Annotated in this window: 17 protein-coding genes and 6 pseudogenes; 8 read left to right on the top strand and 15 right to left on the bottom strand. The window is 69.9% G+C overall.

Features of this window, described 5'->3' with window-relative positions; translation table 11 throughout:
• The first annotated feature begins 302 nt into the window (after nucleotides 1–302).
• On the top strand, nucleotides 303–1,466 hold the full coding sequence (locus ACZ7L0_RS43010; RefSeq protein ID WP_471248039.1) for a hypothetical protein: 1,164 nt from the start codon (nucleotides 303–305) through the stop codon (nucleotides 1,464–1,466).
• A 243-nt stretch (nucleotides 1,467–1,709) separates the two neighbouring features.
• Here the strand turns inward: ACZ7L0_RS43010 and ACZ7L0_RS43005 are convergent.
• Nucleotides 1,710–2,226, bottom strand: a pseudogene (locus ACZ7L0_RS43005) (transposase); the annotation flags it as partial.
• 59 nt (nucleotides 2,227–2,285) lie between these two features.
• On the opposite strand from ACZ7L0_RS43005, the pseudogene ACZ7L0_RS43000 reads away from it, so the two are divergent.
• The 3 genes and pseudogenes from ACZ7L0_RS43000 to ACZ7L0_RS42990 form a co-directional block, all read left to right on the top strand.
• Nucleotides 2,286–2,437, top strand: a pseudogene (locus ACZ7L0_RS43000) (IS256 family transposase); the annotation flags it as partial.
• Between the two features lie 116 nt (nucleotides 2,438–2,553).
• A complete protein-coding gene (locus ACZ7L0_RS42995) occupies nucleotides 2,554–3,105 on the top strand; it encodes a SigE family RNA polymerase sigma factor (RefSeq protein WP_471248038.1) in 552 nt (183 codons plus the stop codon).
• Entirely contained in the window at nucleotides 3,102–3,818 is a 717-nt protein-coding gene (locus ACZ7L0_RS42990; RefSeq protein WP_471248037.1) for a SecDF P1 head subdomain-containing protein, read from the top strand. Before ACZ7L0_RS42995 ends, ACZ7L0_RS42990 begins: the two co-directional genes overlap by 4 nt.
• A gap of 148 nt (nucleotides 3,819–3,966) precedes the next feature.
• On the opposite strand, the pseudogene ACZ7L0_RS42985 reads toward ACZ7L0_RS42990, so the two are convergent.
• From ACZ7L0_RS42985 to ACZ7L0_RS42975, 3 genes and pseudogenes are all read right to left on the bottom strand, one after another.
• A pseudogene (locus ACZ7L0_RS42985) lies at nucleotides 3,967–4,275 on the bottom strand (helix-turn-helix domain-containing protein); the annotation flags it as partial.
• Between the two features lie 429 nt (nucleotides 4,276–4,704).
• Nucleotides 4,705–6,078: a sensor histidine kinase gene (locus ACZ7L0_RS42980; protein WP_471248036.1), complete on the bottom strand. Its 1,374-nt coding sequence runs from the start codon at nucleotides 6,076–6,078 to the stop codon at nucleotides 4,705–4,707.
• On the bottom strand, nucleotides 6,075–6,761 hold the full coding sequence (locus tag ACZ7L0_RS42975; RefSeq protein WP_471248035.1) for a response regulator transcription factor: 687 nt from the start codon (nucleotides 6,759–6,761) through the stop codon (nucleotides 6,075–6,077). The genes ACZ7L0_RS42980 and ACZ7L0_RS42975 overlap by 4 nt, the downstream gene beginning before the upstream one ends.
• A 189-nt stretch (nucleotides 6,762–6,950) precedes the next feature.
• Here ACZ7L0_RS42975 and ACZ7L0_RS42970 point away from each other — a divergent pair, with 189 nt between their 5' ends.
• The 3 genes from ACZ7L0_RS42970 (at nucleotide 6,951) to ACZ7L0_RS42960 (ending at nucleotide 10,846) form a co-directional block, all read left to right on the top strand.
• Nucleotides 6,951–9,563: an MMPL family transporter gene (locus ACZ7L0_RS42970; RefSeq protein ID WP_471248034.1), complete on the top strand. Its 2,613-nt coding sequence runs from the start codon at nucleotides 6,951–6,953 to the stop codon at nucleotides 9,561–9,563.
• The gene (locus ACZ7L0_RS42965) at nucleotides 9,560–10,276 is read left to right on the top strand and encodes an LmeA family phospholipid-binding protein (protein ID WP_471248033.1); all 717 of its coding nucleotides are present in this window, start codon (nucleotides 9,560–9,562) and stop codon (nucleotides 10,274–10,276) included. The genes ACZ7L0_RS42970 and ACZ7L0_RS42965 overlap by 4 nt, the downstream gene beginning before the upstream one ends.
• A 156-nt stretch (nucleotides 10,277–10,432) precedes the next feature.
• Nucleotides 10,433–10,846 carry a hypothetical protein gene (locus ACZ7L0_RS42960; protein WP_471248032.1) on the top strand — a complete coding sequence of 138 codons (414 nt, stop codon included), beginning with the start codon at nucleotides 10,433–10,435 and terminating at the stop codon, nucleotides 10,844–10,846.
• Nucleotides 10,847–11,186: 340 nt separating this feature from the next.
• On the opposite strand, the pseudogene ACZ7L0_RS42955 reads toward ACZ7L0_RS42960, so the two are convergent.
• The 9 genes and pseudogenes from ACZ7L0_RS42955 to ACZ7L0_RS42915 all read right to left on the bottom strand — a co-directional run.
• Nucleotides 11,187–11,549 (bottom strand): annotated as a pseudogene (locus ACZ7L0_RS42955) (FtsX-like permease family protein); the annotation flags it as partial.
• Nucleotides 11,550–11,952: 403 nt separating this feature from the next.
• Entirely contained in the window at nucleotides 11,953–14,040 is a 2,088-nt protein-coding gene (locus tag ACZ7L0_RS42950; protein WP_471248031.1) for an alkaline phosphatase D family protein, read from the bottom strand.
• 90 nt (nucleotides 14,041–14,130) lie between these two features.
• On the bottom strand, nucleotides 14,131–14,292 hold the full coding sequence (locus ACZ7L0_RS42945) for a hypothetical protein (RefSeq protein WP_471248030.1): 162 nt from the start codon (nucleotides 14,290–14,292) through the stop codon (nucleotides 14,131–14,133).
• Nucleotides 14,293–14,489: 197 nt separating this feature from the next.
• Nucleotides 14,490–15,713 carry a cytochrome P450 family protein gene (locus ACZ7L0_RS42940; RefSeq protein ID WP_471248029.1) on the bottom strand — a complete coding sequence of 408 codons (1,224 nt, stop codon included), beginning with the start codon at nucleotides 15,711–15,713 and terminating at the stop codon, nucleotides 14,490–14,492.
• Between the two features lie 11 nt (nucleotides 15,714–15,724).
• Complete coding sequence (locus ACZ7L0_RS42935; RefSeq protein WP_471248028.1) at nucleotides 15,725–16,942, bottom strand: cytochrome P450; 1,218 nt, start codon at nucleotides 16,940–16,942, stop codon at nucleotides 15,725–15,727.
• Entirely contained in the window at nucleotides 16,939–17,559 is a 621-nt protein-coding gene (locus ACZ7L0_RS42930; protein ID WP_471248027.1) for a GTP-binding protein, read from the bottom strand. The genes ACZ7L0_RS42935 and ACZ7L0_RS42930 overlap by 4 nt, the downstream gene beginning before the upstream one ends.
• A complete protein-coding gene (locus tag ACZ7L0_RS42925; RefSeq protein ID WP_471248026.1) occupies nucleotides 17,537–17,890 on the bottom strand; it encodes a DUF742 domain-containing protein in 354 nt (117 codons plus the stop codon). The genes ACZ7L0_RS42930 and ACZ7L0_RS42925 overlap by 23 nt, the downstream gene beginning before the upstream one ends.
• Nucleotides 17,887–18,309, bottom strand: coding sequence for a roadblock/LC7 domain-containing protein (locus ACZ7L0_RS42920; protein ID WP_471248025.1), 423 nt, complete (start codon nucleotides 18,307–18,309; stop codon nucleotides 17,887–17,889). Before ACZ7L0_RS42920 ends, ACZ7L0_RS42925 begins: the two co-directional genes overlap by 4 nt.
• A gap of 2 nt (nucleotides 18,310–18,311) precedes the next feature.
• Nucleotides 18,312–19,673, bottom strand: a complete 1,362-nt coding sequence (locus ACZ7L0_RS42915) for an ATP-binding protein (RefSeq protein WP_471248024.1) — start codon at nucleotides 19,671–19,673, stop codon at nucleotides 18,312–18,314.
• Nucleotides 19,674–20,198: 525 nt separating this feature from the next.
• Here ACZ7L0_RS42915 and ACZ7L0_RS42910 point away from each other — a divergent pair.
• On the top strand, nucleotides 20,199–20,609 hold the full coding sequence (locus ACZ7L0_RS42910; protein WP_471248056.1) for a hypothetical protein: 411 nt from the start codon (nucleotides 20,199–20,201) through the stop codon (nucleotides 20,607–20,609).
• 236 nt (nucleotides 20,610–20,845) lie between these two features.
• On the opposite strand, the pseudogene ACZ7L0_RS42905 reads toward ACZ7L0_RS42910, so the two are convergent.
• Together ACZ7L0_RS42905 and ACZ7L0_RS42900 are read right to left on the bottom strand one after the other, a co-directional pair.
• A pseudogene (locus ACZ7L0_RS42905) lies at nucleotides 20,846–21,030 on the bottom strand (IS256 family transposase); the annotation flags it as partial.
• Nucleotides 21,031–21,492: 462 nt separating this feature from the next.
• Nucleotides 21,493–21,783: pseudogene (locus ACZ7L0_RS42900) on the bottom strand (hypothetical protein); the annotation flags it as partial.

Raw genomic sequence — 21,783 nt, 5'->3', positions numbered from 1 at the left:
GGTTGATCAACAATGGCGCGTGTTCATGCCGAGGGGCTGGAGACGGCGGAGAGAGAGGTAGGGACGTGAACCAGAATCGACTCATGGCGGCTGCCGGAATCGCACTGTCGCTCGGGCTGGTTGTGGGGTGCAGCTCGGGGGCCGACAAGGACGACAGCAACCCGCTGCCCAAAGCCAGCGGTTCGAAGGGGGGCGAGAGCGCGCCCGAGGGCCCTGCCTACAGGGGGCCGACTGCTCCCGGGCTGGCGAGGCAGCCCGTGTGGAGCCTTTCCCGTAAAGACGCGCCGCTGCCGCCCTACAGCATGGGAAACACCCTGGTCTTCTCCACGGAGGGGGCGGTCGACGTCCAGTCCGAGTACGGGGACCAGGAGTCGGAGGTGGGCGAGGCGGAAACGGGGACCCTTGAGTTCCGTGATCGCAAAACCGGCGAGGTGCGCGGCACTCTCAAGCTTTCTGACGAGGAGGTGGGAGTCACCACCTGGCACGGCGGTGTACCCGCGCTCCAGGTCAGGTCCGTGGCCACCGCCCCCTCCGACGGACTCAGCGCGGCGAAGGACACCGTCATCATCACCGTCTACGACGGCTCCGGGAAGAAGCTGGGCCGCGTGCGACGAGAAGGCAACGGCTCGGGCCTGCATGTCCAGGACGGCTACCTCATCGAAGCGGACGCGAACTCCGGGCAGGTGAAGGCAACCGCCATCGACACCGGCACCGTGAAGTCGTTCACGTGCGAGAACAAGCTGAAGGACGAGAACTGCTTCGGCCGGACAGGGCCGTTCGGGGTCGAGGCGGAAGGCGCCGAGGCGCCGCTGATCACCGGTGACTATTACTTCAGCATCATCGGCGGCACGACGTACGGCACCGACTTCAGAGAGAAGACACACCTCGTGATGCACGAGCTGGCGACCGGCAAGAAGGTGTGGAGCACCCAGGACGTCAAGCCGCCCAAGGGCGTAAAGGTGCTCGACAACGGCGAACGCGCCGCCGACCTGGAGGTGCTGCGTGTCGCCGACGAGAAGATCATCACGCGGTGGGGGTCCGGCGGACTGGGCAAGAGCGTGATCGCCACATACGAGTTCACCTCGCCGAACGCGCTCGCCGCCGGTCCCGTCTACGACTCCGACGAGGCCCCCGCTGTTCTCGACCAGCACCAGCAGCTCGCGGCGACCACCGAGGAGAACGGCACCATGGTCTGGGACCTGGAGACCGGCGAGAAGCTGTGGGACCAGCAGGACGGCGAGACGCCCATGGAGGCCGAGGAGCTCTCGCCCACGGGAGTGCTCTACGGCACCCAGCAGGAGAATTCGGCCGACGCCGAGGCAACCGTCATCGCGGTGGAGGCCCGCACCAAGAAGGTGCTCGCCAAAGACCTGCCCGGACAGCTCGTCCCGCACTTCGACCAGACGGACTACGGCTGGGTCCACACCGACGACGGCTTTTTTGTCTTCCCCGCCACCAAGCCGTGAATCCAGCCCGCACGCGGTCGCGCCATCGCGAGGCACGGTGAAGCACGGCCGCGGGAAAGGGACGGGGGATTAGCCCCGATCTTGCATGAGGGTCCGTCAGCTTGCTGACGGACCCTTTCGGCTCGTTCGAGGCGGAGATTTCTGCAAGTGGGCAGGCTGGTGGCCCGGCTGTCGCGTCGGGCGGGCGCCGGGTTCCACGGCTCCGGTCGGGTGGTGCTGCTCGTGGGGACGGGACGTTGCTGGTCAGCCGGGGTTTGGCAGGGCCGCGAGCCGTTGCAGGGCGTCGGTGATCACACCGGTCCAGGGCCAGTGCCTGGAGAGGCGGAGGATGCGACACCGACCGGTGGTGACGAGCTGAGCGGCCGCGGAGAACAGTCGCAGCCGCAGGCGGCGGGGCTCCCATCGGCGGGCTTGTCCGGTCAGTGCGAGCATCGGCAGCCAGGCCAGCAGGACGACGGCGATTTGGACGATCTCCAGCCAGACCTGGTTCTGTGCTGTGTCGTGCAGGGGGAGGTTGCGCAGGCCGGTGGCCCAGCCACCGGCCTGCGGGCGGACAACCAGTCGACGAACTCGTGGATGCCGCCACCCGAGTCGGTGCAGATCAGCGTCCGCCGTCCGCGCCGATACTTCTTCGGTAGCTGCGACAGCGCAAGCCGGGCGGCTTCGATGGGTCAGTCGCGGTGTTGCTGCCCGCGTTCCCGGGCCGCAGCAGCCCGGCCACCGGCTCCCCGGACCCGCCCCGGCCATGGTCGACGAATGCACCCACACCCGTGCCGCTACACGGGCTGGTCCGGGTAGCCGGACGGCGCTGGAGCGTGCGGGAGTCCTTCCGCCATCGCCACGGTCTTCAAGCTCCTTGAGTCGGGGCAGGCGTGCTGGAGGGCGATCAACGGAGCCCACTGCCGCTGGTCCGGACAGGCGGCAGGTTCGAGAACGGTGTCCTGATCGAGCGACAGGGCCAGGCCGCATGAACCGCCACGACGCTCCGCGCGAGGAGCCTGGCAGTGTCGTGACCGAGAAAGTCTGACCGGCAGGGCAGTCGAACCCCCTTCCGTACCCGTCTTTACGGGGAAACGAGGGAGGGCACATGAACGCCGACGAGGAACGCCAGTTCCGCGAGTTCGTGGCGGCGCGGTCGAGATCGCTGCTGCACACGGCCTACCTGCTGACCGGGGACTGGGAGCAGGGCCGCGACCTGCTCCAGACCGCGCTTGCCTCTACCGCTCGGCGTTGGTCGCAGCTGCGTGACCGGGAGCAGCCGGAGTTCTATGTGCGCCGGGCGATCTACAACGCCCAAGTGGACCGTTTCCGGCTGCTCAGCTGGGGACGGGAGACGGTCACCGACACCCTGCCGGACCAGCCGTCCGCGCAGGCCGCCGACTGGGCCGACACCGTGGTCCAGCGGCAGGACATCATGGCCGCGCTGCGGCGGTTGCCCAAGCGCCAGCGCGCGGTGATCGTGCTGCGCTACTTCGAGGACCGGCCGGACACCGAGATCGCCGAGATTCTGGGCGTCGCCCAGGGGACGGTCCGCAGCCAGACCCACAAGGCCCTCGCCTCCCTTCGTATCACCTTGGCCGAGGCGGGGCCGTCGGCCGCCTCCTCCTCCACTGCCTCCGGAAGGGGCGTCATCGCATGAACGACTCGACCGAACACCCGCTGCGCGAAGCGTTGCTGCACGATGCCTTGCACGCCCATGTCCGGGAGAGCGGCGGTAATGCCGCCGGCCCCTATCTGGTCGGCCTGGCAGACGGCGCATTGCAGGTCGCCCGGCGGCGGCAGCGGCTGGCCCGCGCCGGGGTCGGCATCGCTGCCGCCGCCGCGGTGGCCACCGCCTGGGTGGCCGTCGCGGACGGCGCGAACCAGCACGCGCGCGTAACTCCGCCCGCCGCAGGGCCAACTGGGAACAGCGAGAAGGCGGCCTTGATCTCCATCCTGCCGGTCACCTCTTCCACGGAGCGCACCTGCACCCATGGCAGCGGCGGCTATACCGTGCCCGCGAGCGGGACCCACGCGACGTTCTGCATCCACGCCGACCGCGCCAAGGGCATGACCGACGTCCGTGTCACCTCCGCGAAGGCCGCCAAAAGCAGCGCCGACGGCACCTGGCGGGTCGAGGTGACCCTCGGCTCCGCCGACCGGACCCGTTTCGCCGCCCTCACCGGCTCCATCGCCGGGGCCCCGGCCCCGCGCAACGAATTCGCCATCGTCATCGACGGCAAGCTCTGGGGCAACCCCTCCGTGACCTCCTCGATCACCGGCGGCCGTCTCGAAATCGTCGGGGCCTTCGTCGGGGACCTCACCAGCGCCACCGCCCACGACCTCGCCCTCCGGCTGGATACCGGCAGGTGACCCGCCTACGGTGTGACCTGCACTGATGGCCGGTGTAAGTCGCACCTCCCGGGACTCCCCCACGTCGTAGGGGAAACCCGACTTCTGGGAGACCGACTCCAGGTCCGCAAGCCTGGTCCAGGCCCTCCGTCTGGCCGCCGCACCAGTCGATCTTGACGTGGTCGAAGCTAACCGCTTGCGGGGGCCGGAGCGCGAGTAACGGTCCGAGGTGGTCGATGATGCGGTCGGCGGCCGACTTCGAGATGCCCAACAGCGGGGCGAGTTGGCGCAGGGTGAGGCTGGTGCGCCAGTACGCGGTGACCATCAGCGTGAGGGCGCGGATCCGGTCCGCAAGGGCCGTCACTGGACCCTCCCGCTTGAGGCTGCAACGGGTGACCAGCTTGCCGAACTGACGCGCCATCGTCCCGGTGAGCGCGGCTGTCCAGGACGGTTCCGACGCGGTGATCACACCAGGTATCGCGAGATCATTTCATCCGTGACCGGCCATCCTGGCGGCGGCCCGTTGGTCTTACAACTCCCACCAGAGGTCGATGCTGGTGTGGACTCGCTCGCGCAGACAGCTCGAGTGCGAGTAGGCCCATTGCCGCACATCACCGCCCCTCGCCGGGTCAACCGCACCAAGTCTGAGCTCGGTCGCCCTCCGGTCCTGATCAAGATCGATGATCAAGTAGCAGAAACAACAGGTGGGGTTCCGGCCCAACGTGGCACTCCCTCGTTGCCGAGACATCGGCGCTGCGCACACACCGTCTCGCAGAGCTTACGTCGAGGAGGCCTCCACCACGCCGCGCAGGCCCTCGCGCACCCGCACAACCTCGCCCTGGCCGCGTGATCAGAAGATCCGTGGCCGGACCCTGACCCGCAAAATCACGGCATTCTGCAACACGCTTCAGGCCGTGCCGGGGCGGGGCGGCAGCCGTACCGTGAAGCAGGCTCCGCCCTCGGGACCGCGTCCGCGGACGGTGATGGTGCCGCCGAGCCGTGCGGTCAGACGGTGGGCGATGGCCAGGCCCAGCCCGCTGCCGACGGCGCGTACGCCACGGTAGCGCTCGGTGAGCGTGCCGCGTTCGAAGACGACCGCCACATCGGCGTCGGTGAGGCCGGGGCCGCCGTCACGAACCTCCAGCCGTGCGCGCGAGCCGTCCGGCTGCAGAGCCAGGACCAGCGGACGGCCGGCCTCGGTGACGCGCAGGGCGTTCTCGGCGAGGCCGTCGATGAGCTGGCGCACCCGCGCGCCGTCCGTCGCGACCGGCAGCGGGTGTCCCGGACGTTCCACACGGAAGTCGACGCCGTGCCCGGCGCAGCGGACCGACCAGGCTGCGGCGGCCTGCGCGACCAGAGTGTCCAGGTCGACCTCCGCCACGTCGAGCCGGAAGTCGTCTGCTTCCAGACGGGCCAGGGCGAGCAGGTCGCCGACGAATCGCTCCAGCCGCTCGACCTCCGTACCCAGGACACGGCCGGCCTCGGGCACCTCCTCGCCCGTGATCACCTCGTCGGCGAGGGCCTCGGCATAACCCCGTACCGCCGTCAAGGGAGTGCGGATCTCGTGCGAGACGGACATCAGGAAGTCGCGCTGCCGGTCCTCGCTGCGCTCCAGCGCCGTGTCCAGGAAGTTGAGCGCGGTGGCCAGCTCCGCCACCTCGGCGGGTCCTTCCTCCGGCACACGCAGTCCGCGCTCGCCTTCGGACAACCGGTGCGCGGTACGGGCCGCGGAAGCGAGAGGCCGGGACAGACGCCGGGCGAGCAGGGCTCCGGCCAGCGCTGAGCCCGTCAGCCCGAGGGCCAGCGGCAGCACCAGGCCCCCGCGTATCCGGTCGGTCGCCTCGTCGACGGAGCTCATCGGCTCCGTGAGCACGAGAGCGCCGCCCGTGCGCGTGGGCACTCCTTGCACCAGGACTTCCTGTCCGTCGAGCGAGTCACTCGCGGAGACGTGCCGGCCCGCGAGCAGCGCGGTCCGCCGCGCGGTGTCGACGACGGCCGCGGCCGGGCCGTCCACGTCGCCCGAGGGCTGGACGAGAGCGAGTCGGGTCCCGTCCGGTCCGGCGATGCGCTGCTGCCGGTCCAGTAGCAGGGAGGCCAGTGCGGGGGTGCGGGCCATGACCTCGGCCTGCCGCGTGAGTTGGTCGCGCTCCTGGGCCTCGGCGGTCGTATGGATCGTGCGCCAGGCGAACAGTCCGGTCACGAGGACGGCGACCGCCGCCACCGTCGTCGTCAGCAGGATCACGTTCCCGGCCAGCGAGGCGCGGCGCCGTACGGGGCTCATCGTTCGGTCTCGGTGACGCTGTAGCCCACTCCGCGGACGGTGCGCAGGGGGCTGGAGACACCGAGCTTGGCGCGCAGCTGGGACACGTAGACGTCCATCACCCGGGTGTCCCGGTAGCCGGGGTAACCCCACACCTGGGCGAGCAACTGCTCCCGGGAGAAGACCTGCTCCGGATGGCGCATCAGGAACGCGAGGAGGTTGAACTCCGTGGTCGTCAGCTCAACCGGGCGGTCGTCCACGTGCAGAGTGCGGCGGCCCGGGTCCAGCGCGAGCCGCCCCACCCGGAGCACGGTGTCGCGCTGCGGGGCGGCGGCGCGACGCAGCAGGCTCTTGACGCGGACAACCAGTTCCTGCGGAGAGAACGGCTTGGTGAGATAGTCGTCGGCGCCGAGTTCCAGGCCGAGGATCCGGTCGGTCACCTCGTCCCGGGCGGTGACGAACACCACGGGAGTCCAGTCCCCGTCCGCCCGCAGCCGCCGGCAGACCTCTATGCCGTCGATTCCAGGCAGGGCGATGTCCAGCACGATCGCCACCGGACGCATCCTGCGGACGGCGGCCAGTGCCCCGTCCCCGTCGGATTCGACATGGACGCCGAAGCCCTCCCGGCTCAGATAGCGCCGCTGCAGGTCGGCGATGTGCCGCTCGTCCTCGACGACCAGAACGAGGCCCTTGTTCTCCGGCATGTCTCTCTCTCCTCGGCCCCGGCACCCGGGGCCGGTCCAGAGCCGTGGATGCTCGATGCTAACCGGCGCCGCCGCAGCCCACCGCACCTCAGCCGATTCCTTACATTCCCCGAACATGCGCCGAACGCCCTGCTCGTACGGCTCCGGCAGGCTGGGGTCCAAGATCGACGAAGACAGGAGACGGACCACGTGGCAAGCACCGGAAGCGCGTTGATCGCGTCGAGTCGGCCGGCCGATGCCGTCGCCGTCACCCACGTCCCCTCCGTGACCTCGCTCGCGGACACCGCGGCGGGCCCCGGCGCGGGTGGAGCGGCACTGCTCGCCCTGACCCTGGTCACCGCCGCCGCGCTGCTCGTGGCCGTCTCCCTGCTGTTCTTCCGCACCCGCCGCGCCCGCGGCGGCGTTCCACCCTCGACGACCGCCCGGCGGCACCTGCCCACGCCCGACCGGGCCCGGACCACACCCCGATCGCACCGGCCGCCGAGCGACCGGGCCCCGATCAGGAACGACATCATGGCCGACTCCCCGCATACGACTGAGCGACCTCCCAGCCCCGGGCCGGGCACTCCCGCGGGCCGGCTGCACCGGCTGGGCCTCTGGTGCGCACGGCGGCCCTGGAGGGTACTGGGCATCTGGCTCCTGGCGATGCTGGCCGCGCTCGCAGCCGACCGGATCTGGGGTGGCTCGTACGACGACGACTTCTCCCTTCCGGGCACCTCCGTGCAGATCGGCTCCGACCTGCTGGACAGCCACGGCTCGCCCGCAGTGCGCGGCACCGCCGGACAGATCGTGCTGCACCCGGACAGCGGCCCGCTGGACGCCCACCGGGCCGCCGTCGACGAGACCGTCACCGCCCTGAGGAAGTTGCCGGAAGTCATCTCGGTCGTCGACCCCGTCCGCACCCCGGGCGCCGTCTCCGCCGACGGGACCACCGGCATCGTCACCGTGCGCTTCAGCGAGAACCCGGTCCGCTTCGACCGGTCCTACCTCGACGGTGTCGACGACGCCGTGCACGGTCTGCGGGTGGACGGCGTTCAGGTCGAATACGGCGGCCCGCTCGGCCGTCTCGCACGGCCCAAGGCCGCGGACGGTCTGTCGGAGGCCATCGGGATCGTCACCGCCGTGGTCGTGCTGCTGGCCGGGTTCGGCAGCCTGGCCGTGGCCGCGTTCCCGCTGCTGACCGCCGTGGGAGGGCTGCTCACGGGTATCTCTCTGCTGGGCCTGTTGGCCGCCGCCTTCACCTTCGGCACCGCCGCACCCACCCTGGCCACGATGCTGGGCCTGGGCGTGGGTATCGACTACGCCCTGTTCCTCGTCACCCGCCACCGCCGCCTGCTCCATGAAGTCGGCGACCCGGCCGAGGCGGCGGGCCGGGCCATGGCCACCAGCGGCCGCGCCGTGATCGTCGCCGCGGCCACGGTGGCCCTCGCGCTCGGCGGCCTGTACGCATCGGGCGTCGGATTCATCGGCACCCTCGGCGTCGCCGCGGGACTGACCGTCGCGGTGGCCGCCGCCGCCGCGCTCAGCCTCGCCCCGGCCCTCCTCGGCCTCGCCGGACGCCGCATCGACCGCTGGTGGGTCCGCCCACCGGTGGACGAACCGAGCGGAACCGCGGACACCTGGCACCGCTGGGCCGGCACCGTCGGCCGCCGGCCCTGGCTGTTCCTCGTCATCGGCGCCCTCGCCTTGGCGGTGCTCGCCATCCCCGCCGCCTCGATGCGCCTGGGCCATGTCGACGACGGGGCCGACCCGACCGGCTACACCGACCGCCGCGCCTACGACCTGATCTCAAACGGCTTCGGCCCGGGCACCAACGGCGAGTTCACCGTCGTCGCCGCCCTCGACCCCGACCGCACCGACAGCCCCGCGAAGATCCAGGGCCTCGCCACCGCCCTGCACGACACCCTGGCCGCCGCCCCAAACGTCACCAAGGTCTCCCTCCCGGTCACCACCGAGGACAACGCCCTGTTGATCGCCACGGTGACCCCCGGCACGGGCCCGCAGGACCGGGCCACCTCCGACCTGCTGCACCGACTGGAGGACCACACCCTCCCCGACGCCCTCGCCGGCTCCGGCGCCCACGGCCATGTGACCGGCACCACCGCGGCCCAACTCACCTTCCGTGACGTGGTGGTGGACCGACTGCCGGTCATCATCTCCGTGGTGGTCACGGCGGCCTTCCTGCTGCTGCTCACTGTCTTCCGCAGCCTGCTCGTCGCGCTGAAGGCGGCCCTGCTCAACCTGCTGTCCATAGCCGCCGCCTACGGGGTTACGGTCGCCGTCTTCCAATGGGGCTGGGGCGGCGCGCTGTTCGGCGTACCCGAACCGGTCCCGGTCGAGTCGTACGTCCCGATGATGATGTTCGCGATCGTCTTCGGGCTGTCCATGGACTACGAGGTGTTCCTGCTGTCGCGCATCCGGGAGTCCTGGCTGCACAGCAAGGACAACAATCTGAGCGTCGCGACGGGACTCGCCGGCACCGCCCGCGTCATCACATGTGCCGCCCTCATCATGACCAGCGTCTTCCTCGCGTTCCTGCTCTCCACCAACGTGGTCGTCAAGATGCTGGCCCTGGGACTGGGCGTCAGCGTGGTCATCGACGCCACCGTCGTCCGGCTTGTGCTGGTGCCGTCCACCATGTACCTGCTGGGCCGGGCCAACTGGTGGCTGCCTCAGTGGCTGGACCGCCTTTTGCCCCGTCTGGATCCCGAGGGCGCGCATTCCCCTCCCGCTGCGGGCATCGCGCCGGTCGGCTCAGCTGATCCGGCCCCCACCGCCGCCTCGATGGAGGAGGGACGATGATCCTGTCACTGCTGCGGCGCCGTCGCGCCGCCACCGTCACGGTCACCGCCCTGACCGCGCTTCTGGCGACCGCCTCCGTCGCCGAACTCACCGCTCGCGCGTGGCTCCACGACCGTGTGGCCGCCGCGGCCGGGCGGGGCCTGGGCAGCGACAGCGAGGTTCGCATCGACGCAGGTCCGGCACTGCTCGCCTTGTTCGACCGGCACCTCGATGCCGTGACGGTCAGCAGCGACCACGCCCACCTGGGCCGTGTCCGTGACGCGTCCGTACGGGCCCGCCTGGACGACGTACGCCTGGTCGGCGACCACTCCGCCACGGTGGCCCACACCCGGGCCGACGTGACGGTGCCCGCCGCCTCTCTCCAGGTCCTGGTCGCTAGCTCCGGCAGCAGGCTCCGGGTCACCGGCGTGCATCTCGACCACGAAGCCGAAACGATCACCCTCGACCTCGGGCCGGGCGGCCTGGGGCAGGTCACCCTGCGGCCACGCCTTCGGAACGGACACGTGACACTGTTCCTCCAAGACGCGGACATCCTGGGCCGCCCTGCCCCCGCAGGCGTCGTCGACCGCTTCCGCAAGCAGTTGTCCGACCGCCCGGGAACCGACTATCCCCTGGGTCTCAGGGCCACGGCGGTCGACGTCACCGACAGCGGCCTCGACGTCACCCTCACCGGAGGACAGGCCAGCCTTCCGCCGCTTACCGACACCGTATGACCCACGCTGCCGCAACCGACGACCCCGCGTTCGAGGACGCCGGTGTCCGGAGCGTTCTCGCAGTCCCGCACCTGCCACCCGGTGGCCCGTCGATCGACGTCCCGACTTGCGTCGTTCTACTGACGTGTCGGGGAGGCCGTACGGAACACTGTTGACATGTCCGACATCCGAACTGGGCACGACGAGGATTGGCTGACGCCCCAACTGGTCGCTGCGGCCTGGCCGATGATTCGCATTTCATGCGTCCATGCGGTCGCCGGAGCCAACGGTGTACGCACCACAAGCTGGACATCGAACTCGACCTGGGGGTCGCAGACCGTCGTCCGCTTCAACGCGGACGACGTCCTGCGTGTGGCGCAGGCCATCGCCGACGGTGCGGCCGAGATGGCGGCTGAGCAACGAAAGGACACCGCCGAAGGTCAGGCCGCCCAAGCGGCTCTCGGTCGAGAGGCGAGCCGCAGCGGAGACCACAGTTGCCTGATCGGGACGGCTGTCATCGTGGCTGCGGTACTGCTGGTGATCTGGGCCGCTCTCAACTCGGAAGGTGGCATGCCCGGCTACTGGCACTGACACCACCGGCACCACGCCCCGCACGCCGCTGGGGCCATCACCTTGGCTTTGGCACGGCCCGAATCGCCGCCTGAGCCCGCCAGGCTGCCCGGCGCTTTCGGTGATGCTCGATGCCTGCTCTGGGTGACGCAGCGAGCCGTTCGGCCGCAGAGCTCTGCCTGGTCGCTGTCGGCAGGCTCACGGCCGACGCCGTCTGGTGGCGTGCTCCCCTCGACTGCGGATCCCGCTGTGCGCCGAGGTTGTCCTGACGGTGACAGTGCTGATGCCGACCGGGCTTGCCTGCGTGCAGGGGTGGGCTCCTCCTGGCAGGAGGAGCCCACTTCGGGGGATATGTGAGGGGTTATTCGGTGCGCAGGTCCTCCGGGCGCATCATCCGCAGCAGCGGCGGCACACTGAGCAGCGTGACCACGCCGGCCACGGCCGCGCCCACGCCGGTCATGGTCAGGACGCTCGCCCAGTCCATGGTCACCGGTGTACGGGTCATCTTGAGCAGTACCGCGCCGAGGGTGACGCCCACCGTCGTGGCCAGTGCGAAGCCGAGTCCGACCGGGAGGGCTGTCTGCCACAGGACGGACAGGCTGAGTGTGTGGCGCCGGGTGCCGAAGGCGACCAGCGCGGAGAGCAGCTTCCTGCGTTCGCGGAGCTGTTCCAGTTGGGAGACCAGCAGGCTCGCTCCGATCAGTGCCAGCACGAAGGCGCTACCGCGCCCGCGAGCGGAAACCCAACGGCACGCCCGGTCAGGCGCAAGACCCATCCCTCCGTGCGGCGCCAGCGAAGCCGCGCGAACACCCGGACGTACGGAACGGCCGGAGAGCCGACGTCCCCGCCCGCCGCGCCCGCGGCGGATGAGCGTCAGCTTCGTGACCGCAAAGATCTTTGGGTCTGGCGACGGTTTGCTCGACGTGCTCCACCGACACCCGCAGGGAGGTTGACCGCATGACGACGGCCCTGCCCGGACACCCGAGCGGGGCCGCATCGTTGACGGCAGGTGGAGGTGTACCGGACGGCGAGACGGCGATCTTCACGGGGGACGGCAACCCCGTTCTGCCCGTACGAGCCACTCACCGTGATGTCGTTCTCGGCCAGGACGGTTTCCGGCGGGGTGCTCACCCGCCCTGATGTCCTCCGGAAGGCGGGATGTGCCGGACGGATCCGGGCATGACCAGGGGGCTGAGCTTGTATTCCCGGTCGAATGTGAGGCTTCCTCTGCCAGACCGGATCGAGCCCTCGATCCGGTAGGTCCGCGTGGCTTGCCGCGTTCTGGTGATGGTCAGCATGCCGAAGTTGTTAGCGGCCAGAAATGGTGGCGAGGTCTTGAACTGCGCCCAATACGGGAGAGGCATGTCCAGGCCTAGTGGGAGCAGGGCGGCATAAGCGCTGCGGGCCTTTTCGCTGTTGAGCCCGGTGGCGGGGGCTGCGGTGAGCGGCGAGGACAGCAACTGCACGACGGACCTCTGCTTGCTGTGATCAGGGCTGATCGAGCTGATCTCATGGATGGCTCCGGCATGTGCATCGCCGGACAGGACAATGACCGCCCGGGGCTTCTGACCGCCGCCGGATACATCGTTCGCGAGACCGAACAGCGTGCTCAGAACGAATACCAGGTCTTGGCGGGCCGGTTGCACGGTCCAGGCATCGGCCAAGTCAGGCTCGACGAGCCGGAAATTGTCAAGCGGCCCGATGTCGCCTAGTTCGTCGACGACCCATTCGGCGACCTCGCCGCCTGGCCACGGGACGAAGTCGGCGAAGCTCTCCATTGCATCCCGGATGGCATCGAGGATGTGCTGCAGGATCGCTGCGGGGATCAGGGCTAGCGGCACGGGGCATACCAGGACGGCCACGTCGGCGTCCGACGCTGGGCCGCTCGCCCAGGACTGCAGGTCGGCTGCCTGCACCGGGCCCAGCAAGGGGTGGTTCGCGTCCTCGCCGCGTCCGCGATGGGTCCGCAGATCCATGAAGAAGAAGGACACCGGACCAACGGAGAAGTGGTAGTGGTACTGCCCCTTGGCCGTCGGTGGATTGTGGTCATGCTGCCACGACCGGTAGGCCTTGAGGGCGCCGGAGACCAGGGCGGGCTCCGTGTCCTCTGAGAAGGTGGTGCCCCAGTCGTCCGCGATGTCGTGGTCGTCCAGCATCATGTAGACCGGGCTCCGCCCGATGCATGCACGCCAGCCTGGGTTGATCCATGCCTGGGCGTAATGCCGGTCGTAAATCCGAAACGCGTCTTTCGCGGTCTTGGTGGTCAGCCATCCGAACTCCTCTCGGGCCCGGTCCCCGTAGAGCTGATCGCCGATCAGGAAGAGCATGTCACGCGGCTGTCGGGCGAGTTCGCCCAGCAGGGCCGCTCCCTCTCGGGTGTTGACCGCGGTCTTGCACGAAGCGAAGGCGATCCGCAGTTGCGTTGGGTTTTGCTGGACGGTTCCCACGGATCCCGTGGCCACGACACGCTCGGCCGGGGTGATGTTCCCTCCCACCCGGACGACCTTGTAAGTGTACGAGCTGCCCGCCGTCAGCCCGGTGAAGCGTGCCGTGCCGTTCCGCTCAGTGAGGGCAACCTGTTTCACACCCACTTGTGGCGCCGGGGCTATCCGCGGGCGCCTCCCCACACTGACGGGCCTGATGGCGAGCGCAGCGTAAAGCCGTACCTCATACCTCGCTCCGGGGACCGGGGGGTCGATCAACGAGAACCAGACGCAGGTCTCCTGCGCCGTGGTGTGCCCCACGCAGGTGTAGGCGAGCAGCTGCCTCCGGGTGAGGCTTACGGTCTCATCCGCCCGCATCATCCGCTGTCGCAGCGTCCCGGACTTCTTCACGTTTTCGACGTGCACGGAAAGCCGGAACTCTCCCGTCACCTTGGCTGCCTCGGGACCCGAGCGGCGTGGTTCCAGCTTGTTCATCTCGGCCTGCACAGCAGCCGGGTCCCATGCGAAAACGGCATTCCCGTCGGCGGCCGTTGTCGCCTCGCGCACTCCACAGCTCTGCTCGACGACATCACTGAGGGGGACAACTGGCCGAAGCATCACTCGGCCGCTCTCCGGGCTCGGATTAGCCCCAACCTCCACATCGGGCCGGCCCTCCACATCGGGCGGATCCAAGCGAGACCGGGCGACCAGCACCAAGTGCGCTTCGATCAAGACGCCTTCGAGCGGCTTCCCATCGTGATCACCGACAAGGTCCATGTCGAGAATAGCCATGACGATCACCGCGCCGGTTCAGGATGCGCTTTTCATTGGTAACGCCGGACACCCCTTTCCAGCATCCGCCACTCCCACCACCCCCGCAACCTAGCCTGAGTCCACCGTTTTGCAGATCGAGGCCCGCCCGAACAAGCCGGCGTGGAAGAACGTCACGCCGGCGGGGCAGCCGGTGAACGGCTGCCGGTGGGTGAGGTATTCGGGCGACTGCCGCGGCAACGGTTCCGCGGTGCCGTGGATCGTCGGCGACATGTTCGCGTATTCACAAGGAGCTGGTTGCGCTCAAGGCAATGGCGTCCTGACCGGGCAGCATAGAGGAAGGGGCCGCGCCTGACCGGTGATTGACGTCCGGCGCGGCGGCCTGCCGACGGACGGCGTACCCGGTCAGGCGTACGGGCCCCGCTCCTCGCGCGAACGCTCAATGGGCGGCCTTACGCGGGGGCAGGTGCTCAGTGCGTGTGGAGATGCACCGGGAGTCGCTGGTGGCCGTTGCTGATCAGGGAGCCCACGGGCCGAAGTTCACCGGCCGGCTCGGCGAGGCGGATGTCGGGGAAGCGGTCGAAGAGGCTCTGGAGCACGAGGGCGACCTCAAGGCGGGCTAGGGGTGCGCCGAGGCAGAAGTGGACGCCGTGGCCGAAGGCGAGATGGTCCTTGACCGTGCGGGCCGCGTCGAACGTGTCGGCGTCGCTGTGCCAGTCGGGGTGACGGTTGGCGGCCGCGTAGGAGGCGAGGATCGCCTCACCGCGGGCGATGGTCTGCCCGTCGGGCAGAGGGATGTCCGTGACGGCGTACCGAAGCGGCAGGTGCTTCACGGCGGGTTCGTGGCGCAGTGTCTCCTCGACCACGTCCTCCCAGGTGACTGCCCCCTTGCGGACCAACTCCATTTGGTCGGGGCGGGTCAGCAGGGTGTACACGGCCTGATCGATCACGTTGACGGTGGTCTCGTACCCGGCGCTGATCATCAGCAGCAGTGTGTCGCGCAGTTCGTCGGGCCCGAGGCGGGCGCCGTCGCCCTCGTCGTCCCGCGCGGCGATCAGCAGGGACGTCATGTCGTCCCCCGGGGCGCTGCGCTTTGCGGCGATGAGCTCGTCCAGGTGCCCGTACAGACGGGCGGTGTTGATCTGTGCCTCCGCGGGGCTCAGCGTGGTGTCGAAGACACCGTCCACGAGGACGCGGAATTCATCCCGCTGGCTCTCCGGGACACCCATGAGGTGGCTGATCACCCCGATGGGCAGCGGGTAGGCGAGTTCTTGGCGCAGATCGACCGGCTCCTGCGCGGGGAGCGACGCGAGGCGGTCCACCAGCCGGGTCACCATCTCCTCGACGGCCGGCTTCATGGCGGCGATGCGGCGGGAGCTGAAGGCCGGTGCCACCAACCGGCGCAGCCTGCGGTGGTTGGGGCCGTACGCGGTGAACATGTTCTTCACCGCGACCCACAGGGCGAGCGGCCAGGTGTTTACCGCCTGCTCGAATCCGGGCCAGTGCGCGCGGGCGTCCTTGGAGACGTCGGTGCTGGTGAGCAGCTGTTTGAGCAGAACGGGGTCGGTGACCGACCAGGCTTCCACGCCGAGTATGTCCACCCGGGTGGCCGGGCCGCGGGCGCGCAGGGCACGGTGCTCCGCGTGGTGGTCGGCACCGGTGGGATTGAGGACAAGCGGAGGCTGCTGGGCCATGGCTGGGCTCCTTAGCGTGCGGGAAATACGACGGGCAGGGTTTCCAGGGCCCGGTGGAACGGGCCGGGGCGCCACGTGAGTTCGGTGACGGGGCGGGCGAGGTCCGTCTCGGGCAGCGCGTCGAGGAGATAGGTGACCGCGGTCTCCGCGATGAGGTAGGCGTGCGAGCGGGCGGGACAGGTGTGCGGGCCGACGCTCCAGGCGAGGTGGGCACGGTTTCCCGTGAGACGGCCCTCGGGTACGCCCTCGGTCAGGACCGGGTCGTTGTTGGCGGCCGCCATGGAGATCACGACCGGCTGGTCGGCGGGCAGGAGCACCCCGTCCACGTCGATCGGATACGGCGGATACGAGATGCAGTAGTTCGCCAAGGGCGGGTCGGTGTAGAGCACGGCGTCGAGGGCGTCGCGCACCGTGGACAGCCCGGCGTGCAGGTCGGCGCAGAACTCCTCGTCGGTGAGGATCTTCAGGATGGTGTTGCTGATCAGGTTGGTCAGCGGCTCGATCCCCGCGCCATAGAGCGTGACGAGCTGGTGGCCCATCTCCTCGTCGGTGAGGTGCGCGGGATGGGCGATAAGCCGGGAGGTGATGTCGTCACCGGGGTGCTGTCGGCGCAGGGTCACGAGGTCGAGGACGGCCTGGCCGAGGATCTCGTTGCCGCGTCCGGCGTCCGTGGTCTCGAAGATCTTCGCCATGCCGTCGGCGATGCGCCGGCCGATCTCGTCCGGGCAGCCCAGCAGCGCGCTGAGGATGCGGAAGGCGATGGGGAACGAGTACTGGGTGAGCAGATCGGCCTTGCCCGCCGCGCGGAATTCACCGATGGCGCTGGAGGCGACCTTCTCGACGAGGGCCCGCAACTCGTGCTGGTCGATCGCGTCGATGGCGGTGGTGTTCGCGGCACGGTAGCGGGCGTGCTCGGCGCCGCTGGAACGCAGCGCGTTGGGACGCCACTCCATCATCGGCCGCACCGAACATGATTTGGGGATCAGCTTCTCCCAGGCCCGAGGGTCGGCGGGGAAGTGCAGCGGGTCGTTGAGGATGCGGCGGGCCTGGTAGTAGCCGATCACCAGGGTCGCGGGCACACCGGGAGCCAGGTCCACGAGGGCGAGCGGGCCGTGGGCGCGGCGCATCTGCCGGTACATGGCGTGCGGGTCGGCGGCGAACTCCGGGGAGTAGAGGGCGATCCGGTTCGGTGGGCTCGACGGCGTGGGCTCAGGGGAAGGCATCGTCATCGGCGGGGCTCCAGGGGGTCGGCTGAGCGACGCTCGGAGAGATACTCGGTGAGCGTGATCAGGGCATGCAGGGAAGACGTGCGGTCGCGGGCGTCGCAGACCGTCAGGGGAGTGAAGGGTTCAAGGGCAAGGGCCTGGCGCAGCTCGGCCTCGGGGTAACTCGGCGCGTCCGGGAAGGCGTTGATGGCGACGGCATAGGGCACGCCCCCGCTCTCCAGGAGACCGAGCGCGTCGTGGGAGGCGTTGAGGTTGCGAGTGTCGGCCAGAACCAGACAGCCCAGCGCGCCTTCGGCCAGGTCTTCCCACAGGGGCCGGAAACGGGACTGCCCCGGCAGCCCGAAGAGATAGAGCGCGATCCTGCCGCCGGCTATGTGGATGCGGCCGAAGTCCATCGCCACGGTGGTCGTGGTCTTGTGCGGAGTGCCGCGCAGATCGTCCACACCGACGCTGGCCTGCGTGATGGGTTCCTCCATCCGCAGTGGCTTCACTTCCGAGACACTGCCGATGAGTGTCGTCTTGCCGACGCCGAAGCCCCCCGCGACCACTATCTTGGCCGACCGCGTCACCGTGGCCGGGACGTAGGTGACGGGCAGGTCAGACCAGGGAGCGTAGTCCACGGAGTACCTCCTGCAGCAGGTCGAAGTCGGGCTGATGGCCGGTAGCGGCGACCGGGCTGGACAGGTGGCCGGAGTCCATCAGCGAGGAGACGAGAATGCGCACCGTCGAGGGCGGCAGCTCCAGTGCGGAGGCGATGTCGGCGACGGCCAGGCCGCCACCCGTGCTGCCGAACAGGCGCATTAGTCGGCGGGCATCCGGACCGAGGGTGTCCGTGGGGCCGGTCGCGGCGATGACCACGCTCTCCAGGCGCACATCGTCCCGGGCGCGGACCTGCCCACCGGTGCGGACGTAGGGCCTGACCATGTCGGGGTCACGCCGCGGCCCCGTCATGCCGGCGAGCCGCCTTCCCCGGTCGGCAGGCGATCGGCGGTGGCCATCTCGTGCCCCACCCGGGTGGCCAGCCGCACCATGTGATGGGAGATCAGTCCGACGTCAGCGTCGGGCCCGGTGGTGCACACCGACAGCATGGTGTTCTTCGCAGCGGTCGTCGTCAGGCCGATGCAGCTGACCGACTCGATCAGCAGCTGGCGCATGCCCTCGCCACAGGTGAACTCGTCCCACGCCTTGCCCGCGGCCCGCAGCGCGGCCGTCAGGGCCGCAAACTTCTCCCCGTCGTCCTGGCTGATCGTCTCGGTTCGGGCCTTCAACAGCCCGTCGCTGCTCATCAGTACGGCGTAGCGGACGCCTTCGACGGCGCCGAGTTCCTGGTCGAGCAGCCAGCCCAGGCTGTTGGAGTGTATGTCTCGCACGGTCAGTGTCCTTCGTCGTGTGCAGCGTCGTGCCCAGCGGAGGTCTGGGAGGGCTCGCCCTGCCGGCCGCGGCGTGTTCCCTCGGCCCAGGCCGCGGCGACAGCCGGACGGCCGGGCTCGGCAGCGGTGGTCTCTGCCGTGCGGCGGGACACCGCGGGAGCCGCGGAGCGCCGGCGCACGGTCAGGCCGCTGGCGGTGGTGGTCGCCGGGGCGGCGGGCGGCTCGGGTTCCGCGGCGGGGCCCGAGGGCACGGGAGAGGCGACGGGTTCGGCCGGCGTGGGCGTGGTGAGCATGTCCTTCGGCAGTACGAGCATGGCTCGCGTGCCCTGGTAGATGTTCGGCGCGGTCAGCTCGACGCGGAAGCCGTAGTCCTCCGCCAGCACGGACGCCACGCGCAACCCGGTCTGGGGGTGGGCGCCCAGGCGGGTGATGTCGTCGCGCTGCTTGCCGGACATCACGTCGCTGGCCCACAGCAGGCGCTCGTCGTCCATGCGCAGTCCGGCGTCGTCGACGATCAGGAAGCAGGCGTGGTGGCCCTGTTCGAGCGAGACGTGGACATTGGCGGAGGGCGGGGAGTAGCGCAGCGCGTTGTCCAGCAGCACGGCGAGGGCGTGCACGACCGCCTCCACCGCGCGGCCCTCGACCGCGACGGATCCCATCTCCGGGTGCTTGACCCGCTCGTATCCCTCGATCCGGCCCATCGCGGCCTGCACGATGTCGGTGAGCGTGGTGGCGGGCCAGCGCCGGGAGAGCTTGTCCCCGGCGAGTACGGCATACCCCGACGCGGTGAGCAGCATCTGCTGCGCGAGGTGGTCGATCTCCACCAGCGTCGCGTACGCCTCGTCCGAGACGTGCCGCCGCACACCCTGGCTGACGGTCTGGCCGAGCATCGCCGCCCGCGCCACCACGTTGTTGGCGAAGCCGCGCACGGCGGCCCGGGCCACGCCCACGGACTCCTGGCGCACCTGGGCGACCTGCCGCTCGACGTCCTGACGGACCTGATCGGCGGCTTGGGCGGCAGCCGTCCGCTCCTGAGCCCGGACCTGTTCCACCGCCGAGGCGACAGCACCAGGCAGGGCGCGCAGCCGCTCGGCGAGCTGAGTGCCGTCCAGACGCGGCGGTACGACGAGTTCGCCTCCCCGACCGCCACCCTGCCCGCCGCCCACAGTGGCCGGAACCGCGGTCGTCGCGACGTACCCGACGCACTGTTCGGCCGCCAGGAGTTGCTGTGTGAGCAGGTCGGCATGCTGGCTCAGAAGCTCGGCCTGGCGTTCGGCCTGGTCGCGTTTCCGCCGGAAGTGCCATGCGGAACCGACGCCGGCCAACGTCAGCAACGTGGCGGCGCTCAGTATGAGTTCGGTCATCAGGTCCTCACGGATGGGGAAGCCGTCGGTGTGTCGGGGTTGTGGGCGGGGGCGGCAGCGGGGAGGCCGGGGCCGGGCACAGCCGCGGCTGGGCTGAACGGGTTCGATGCTGAGATCGGCCGAAGCGGAGCCGGGTGAAGGCGGCGGACGCGTGCGGCGTAAGCAGCCGAAGGAGCAGGCCGCCGAGCCGGCGTCTCCGGGCCGTGGCGGAGGGTCAAAGCGGCGGCCCTCGACACCCCTTGCGCAGCACCGTCCGAGATCGTGCCCCCGTCAGGCGCCTCAGGGCCGTAGGACCCGTCGATGCGAACGACGGTGAGGGCGGGCGACATGAATCTCCTGGGAACGGACGAGGGTGTGCATGAGCAGGGGGCGACGACGGGGCGGGGATCGTGCCATGACTGCACTGGAAGTCCTGTGTCCGTTGGTGGTGTTCGGCAAGGGACCCTACCCCTAGCGCTCACGCGTTGTGGCAGCTCGGTGACTACGAATTGGAATCACAGGGAGTTTGGGATGAAAGGTGCACACTTGGCGACCAACTGGCGTTGGCTGAGCAGGGTCGTACGGACCCGCCAGGACAAGGCCGCGGCCAGGCGGTTCTTCCGCAGGCGCATGAAGGAAGTCACCGGGGCGGCCGCGAAGGGCTACTGGCCCGCCTTCTGGATGCTGGGCGCCCCTACCGGGGCCGGCAACTGGACGTCGGGCCGTATCGAGGCGACGCGCACCGATTTCCAGCCTCCGGCTGGCGGCGAGCTGCGCGTGCAGGCCCGCATCCAGATGCCCAGGGCCGGTGCGGTGCCCCGGGCGGCCGTCACGGACAAGCTCCGCCCCTACGGCGCCGCCCACCGCGAAGTTCATGCTCAAACTGGCGGGGCTTTGCGGTTCCTGTCCGCGTTCAGCGGCCACTCAGCCCGACCGCCCGGCAGCGGCAGACCGTAGGGCGGGCAACATGTCCCCTCCCAAGCCGGTGGGGAGCATGAGGTCGTGCACAGGCGAGGGGAGGCGACGGTGATCACCGCGCTCGCCAGTGCCCGGGGCATCAGCGCGGCCGGCAGCGGTACGGCGGCGCCGGAGAGAAGACCCTTTCTCTGGGCACCGTGTGTGCCACGCGCCGCCAACCCCGTCGGCGAATCGTCGCGCGATGCAACCTGCGACAGCCGCGTGCCCGCCAGCCCGCCCGACCCGCGCCGCCGGTGAGCGTCGTCGGCCTGCGCGAAGTCGGCGCCGCAGAGAGCGTCGGCCCACGCGGACATGAGCGCCTCGGTAAACGTCTTGACCATCGCGCGCAGCAGGTCCGGACTCGCCGCAGCGAGGTGTCCTCGGCGAGGGCGTGCAGGGGCACACTGTCAGGTGCGGTCATCGTGCTGACCTCCTTCGAGCTTCGACACCTCGAAGATCGGCCGGTGCGTTCATCTAGGCGGGACGTGCCGAAGGCGCCGGCGTGGCTGCGGGAAGGTGCCCGCCGTCGGCGTTCCTGCGCACGGTGTGGGTGCCGCAGTTCATTCGCACCCCCAGCGACAGTGAACAGGAGGTGGCCTGGCGGCGGAGAGCGCTTCAAGCGGAAGCAATCCGTCAGCAGCGCTCTCCAAGGCCCGAGCGCGTCACCCCTGCTCATCGGCCGGCAACCGGCAGGCATCGACCCGCGTCCCGTAGCGGTCCTGCCACGCCGAGTCCATGGACGCACTCAGCCAGTCCGGCGCGGCCACGGCAAGCGCCTCCAGCGTCGCTCGCAGCGTCTCGCCGACGAACTCCAGGCGGTTGAGGGCGCGGACCGCAGTCAGGACATGCGTGGAGTCGGTGCGCTGCCGCCCGCCGGAAACAATCAGTCCATCCCAGCCGGCCGCTCCAGGAGCAGGTTCAGCATCCTCGCCTGCAGAGCGTGCGCCAGCAGCCGGTCCGGGAACCCGGTCAACACGGTGTGGCCGAAGCCGGGGTCGGTCAACTCCACACCGAGCAGGTACTTCACGTCGATCCTGGCCCGCACCGCATGCGCGGCCTGGCGGTAGGTCTCCCACCTGGCGGTTGCCAGGTGGTTTGGGGACGAGCGCGGTGCCGGGTCGGAAGTGCGGGCACGCGTCGACGCCGTCGGCGAGGGCCTGGACACGGGCTGCCG

Source organism: Streptomyces sp. NPDC039424 (assembly GCF_055639495.1).
The sequence above is the reverse complement of the archived record's forward strand: the minus strand, read 5'-3'. Positions and strand labels throughout refer to the sequence as shown.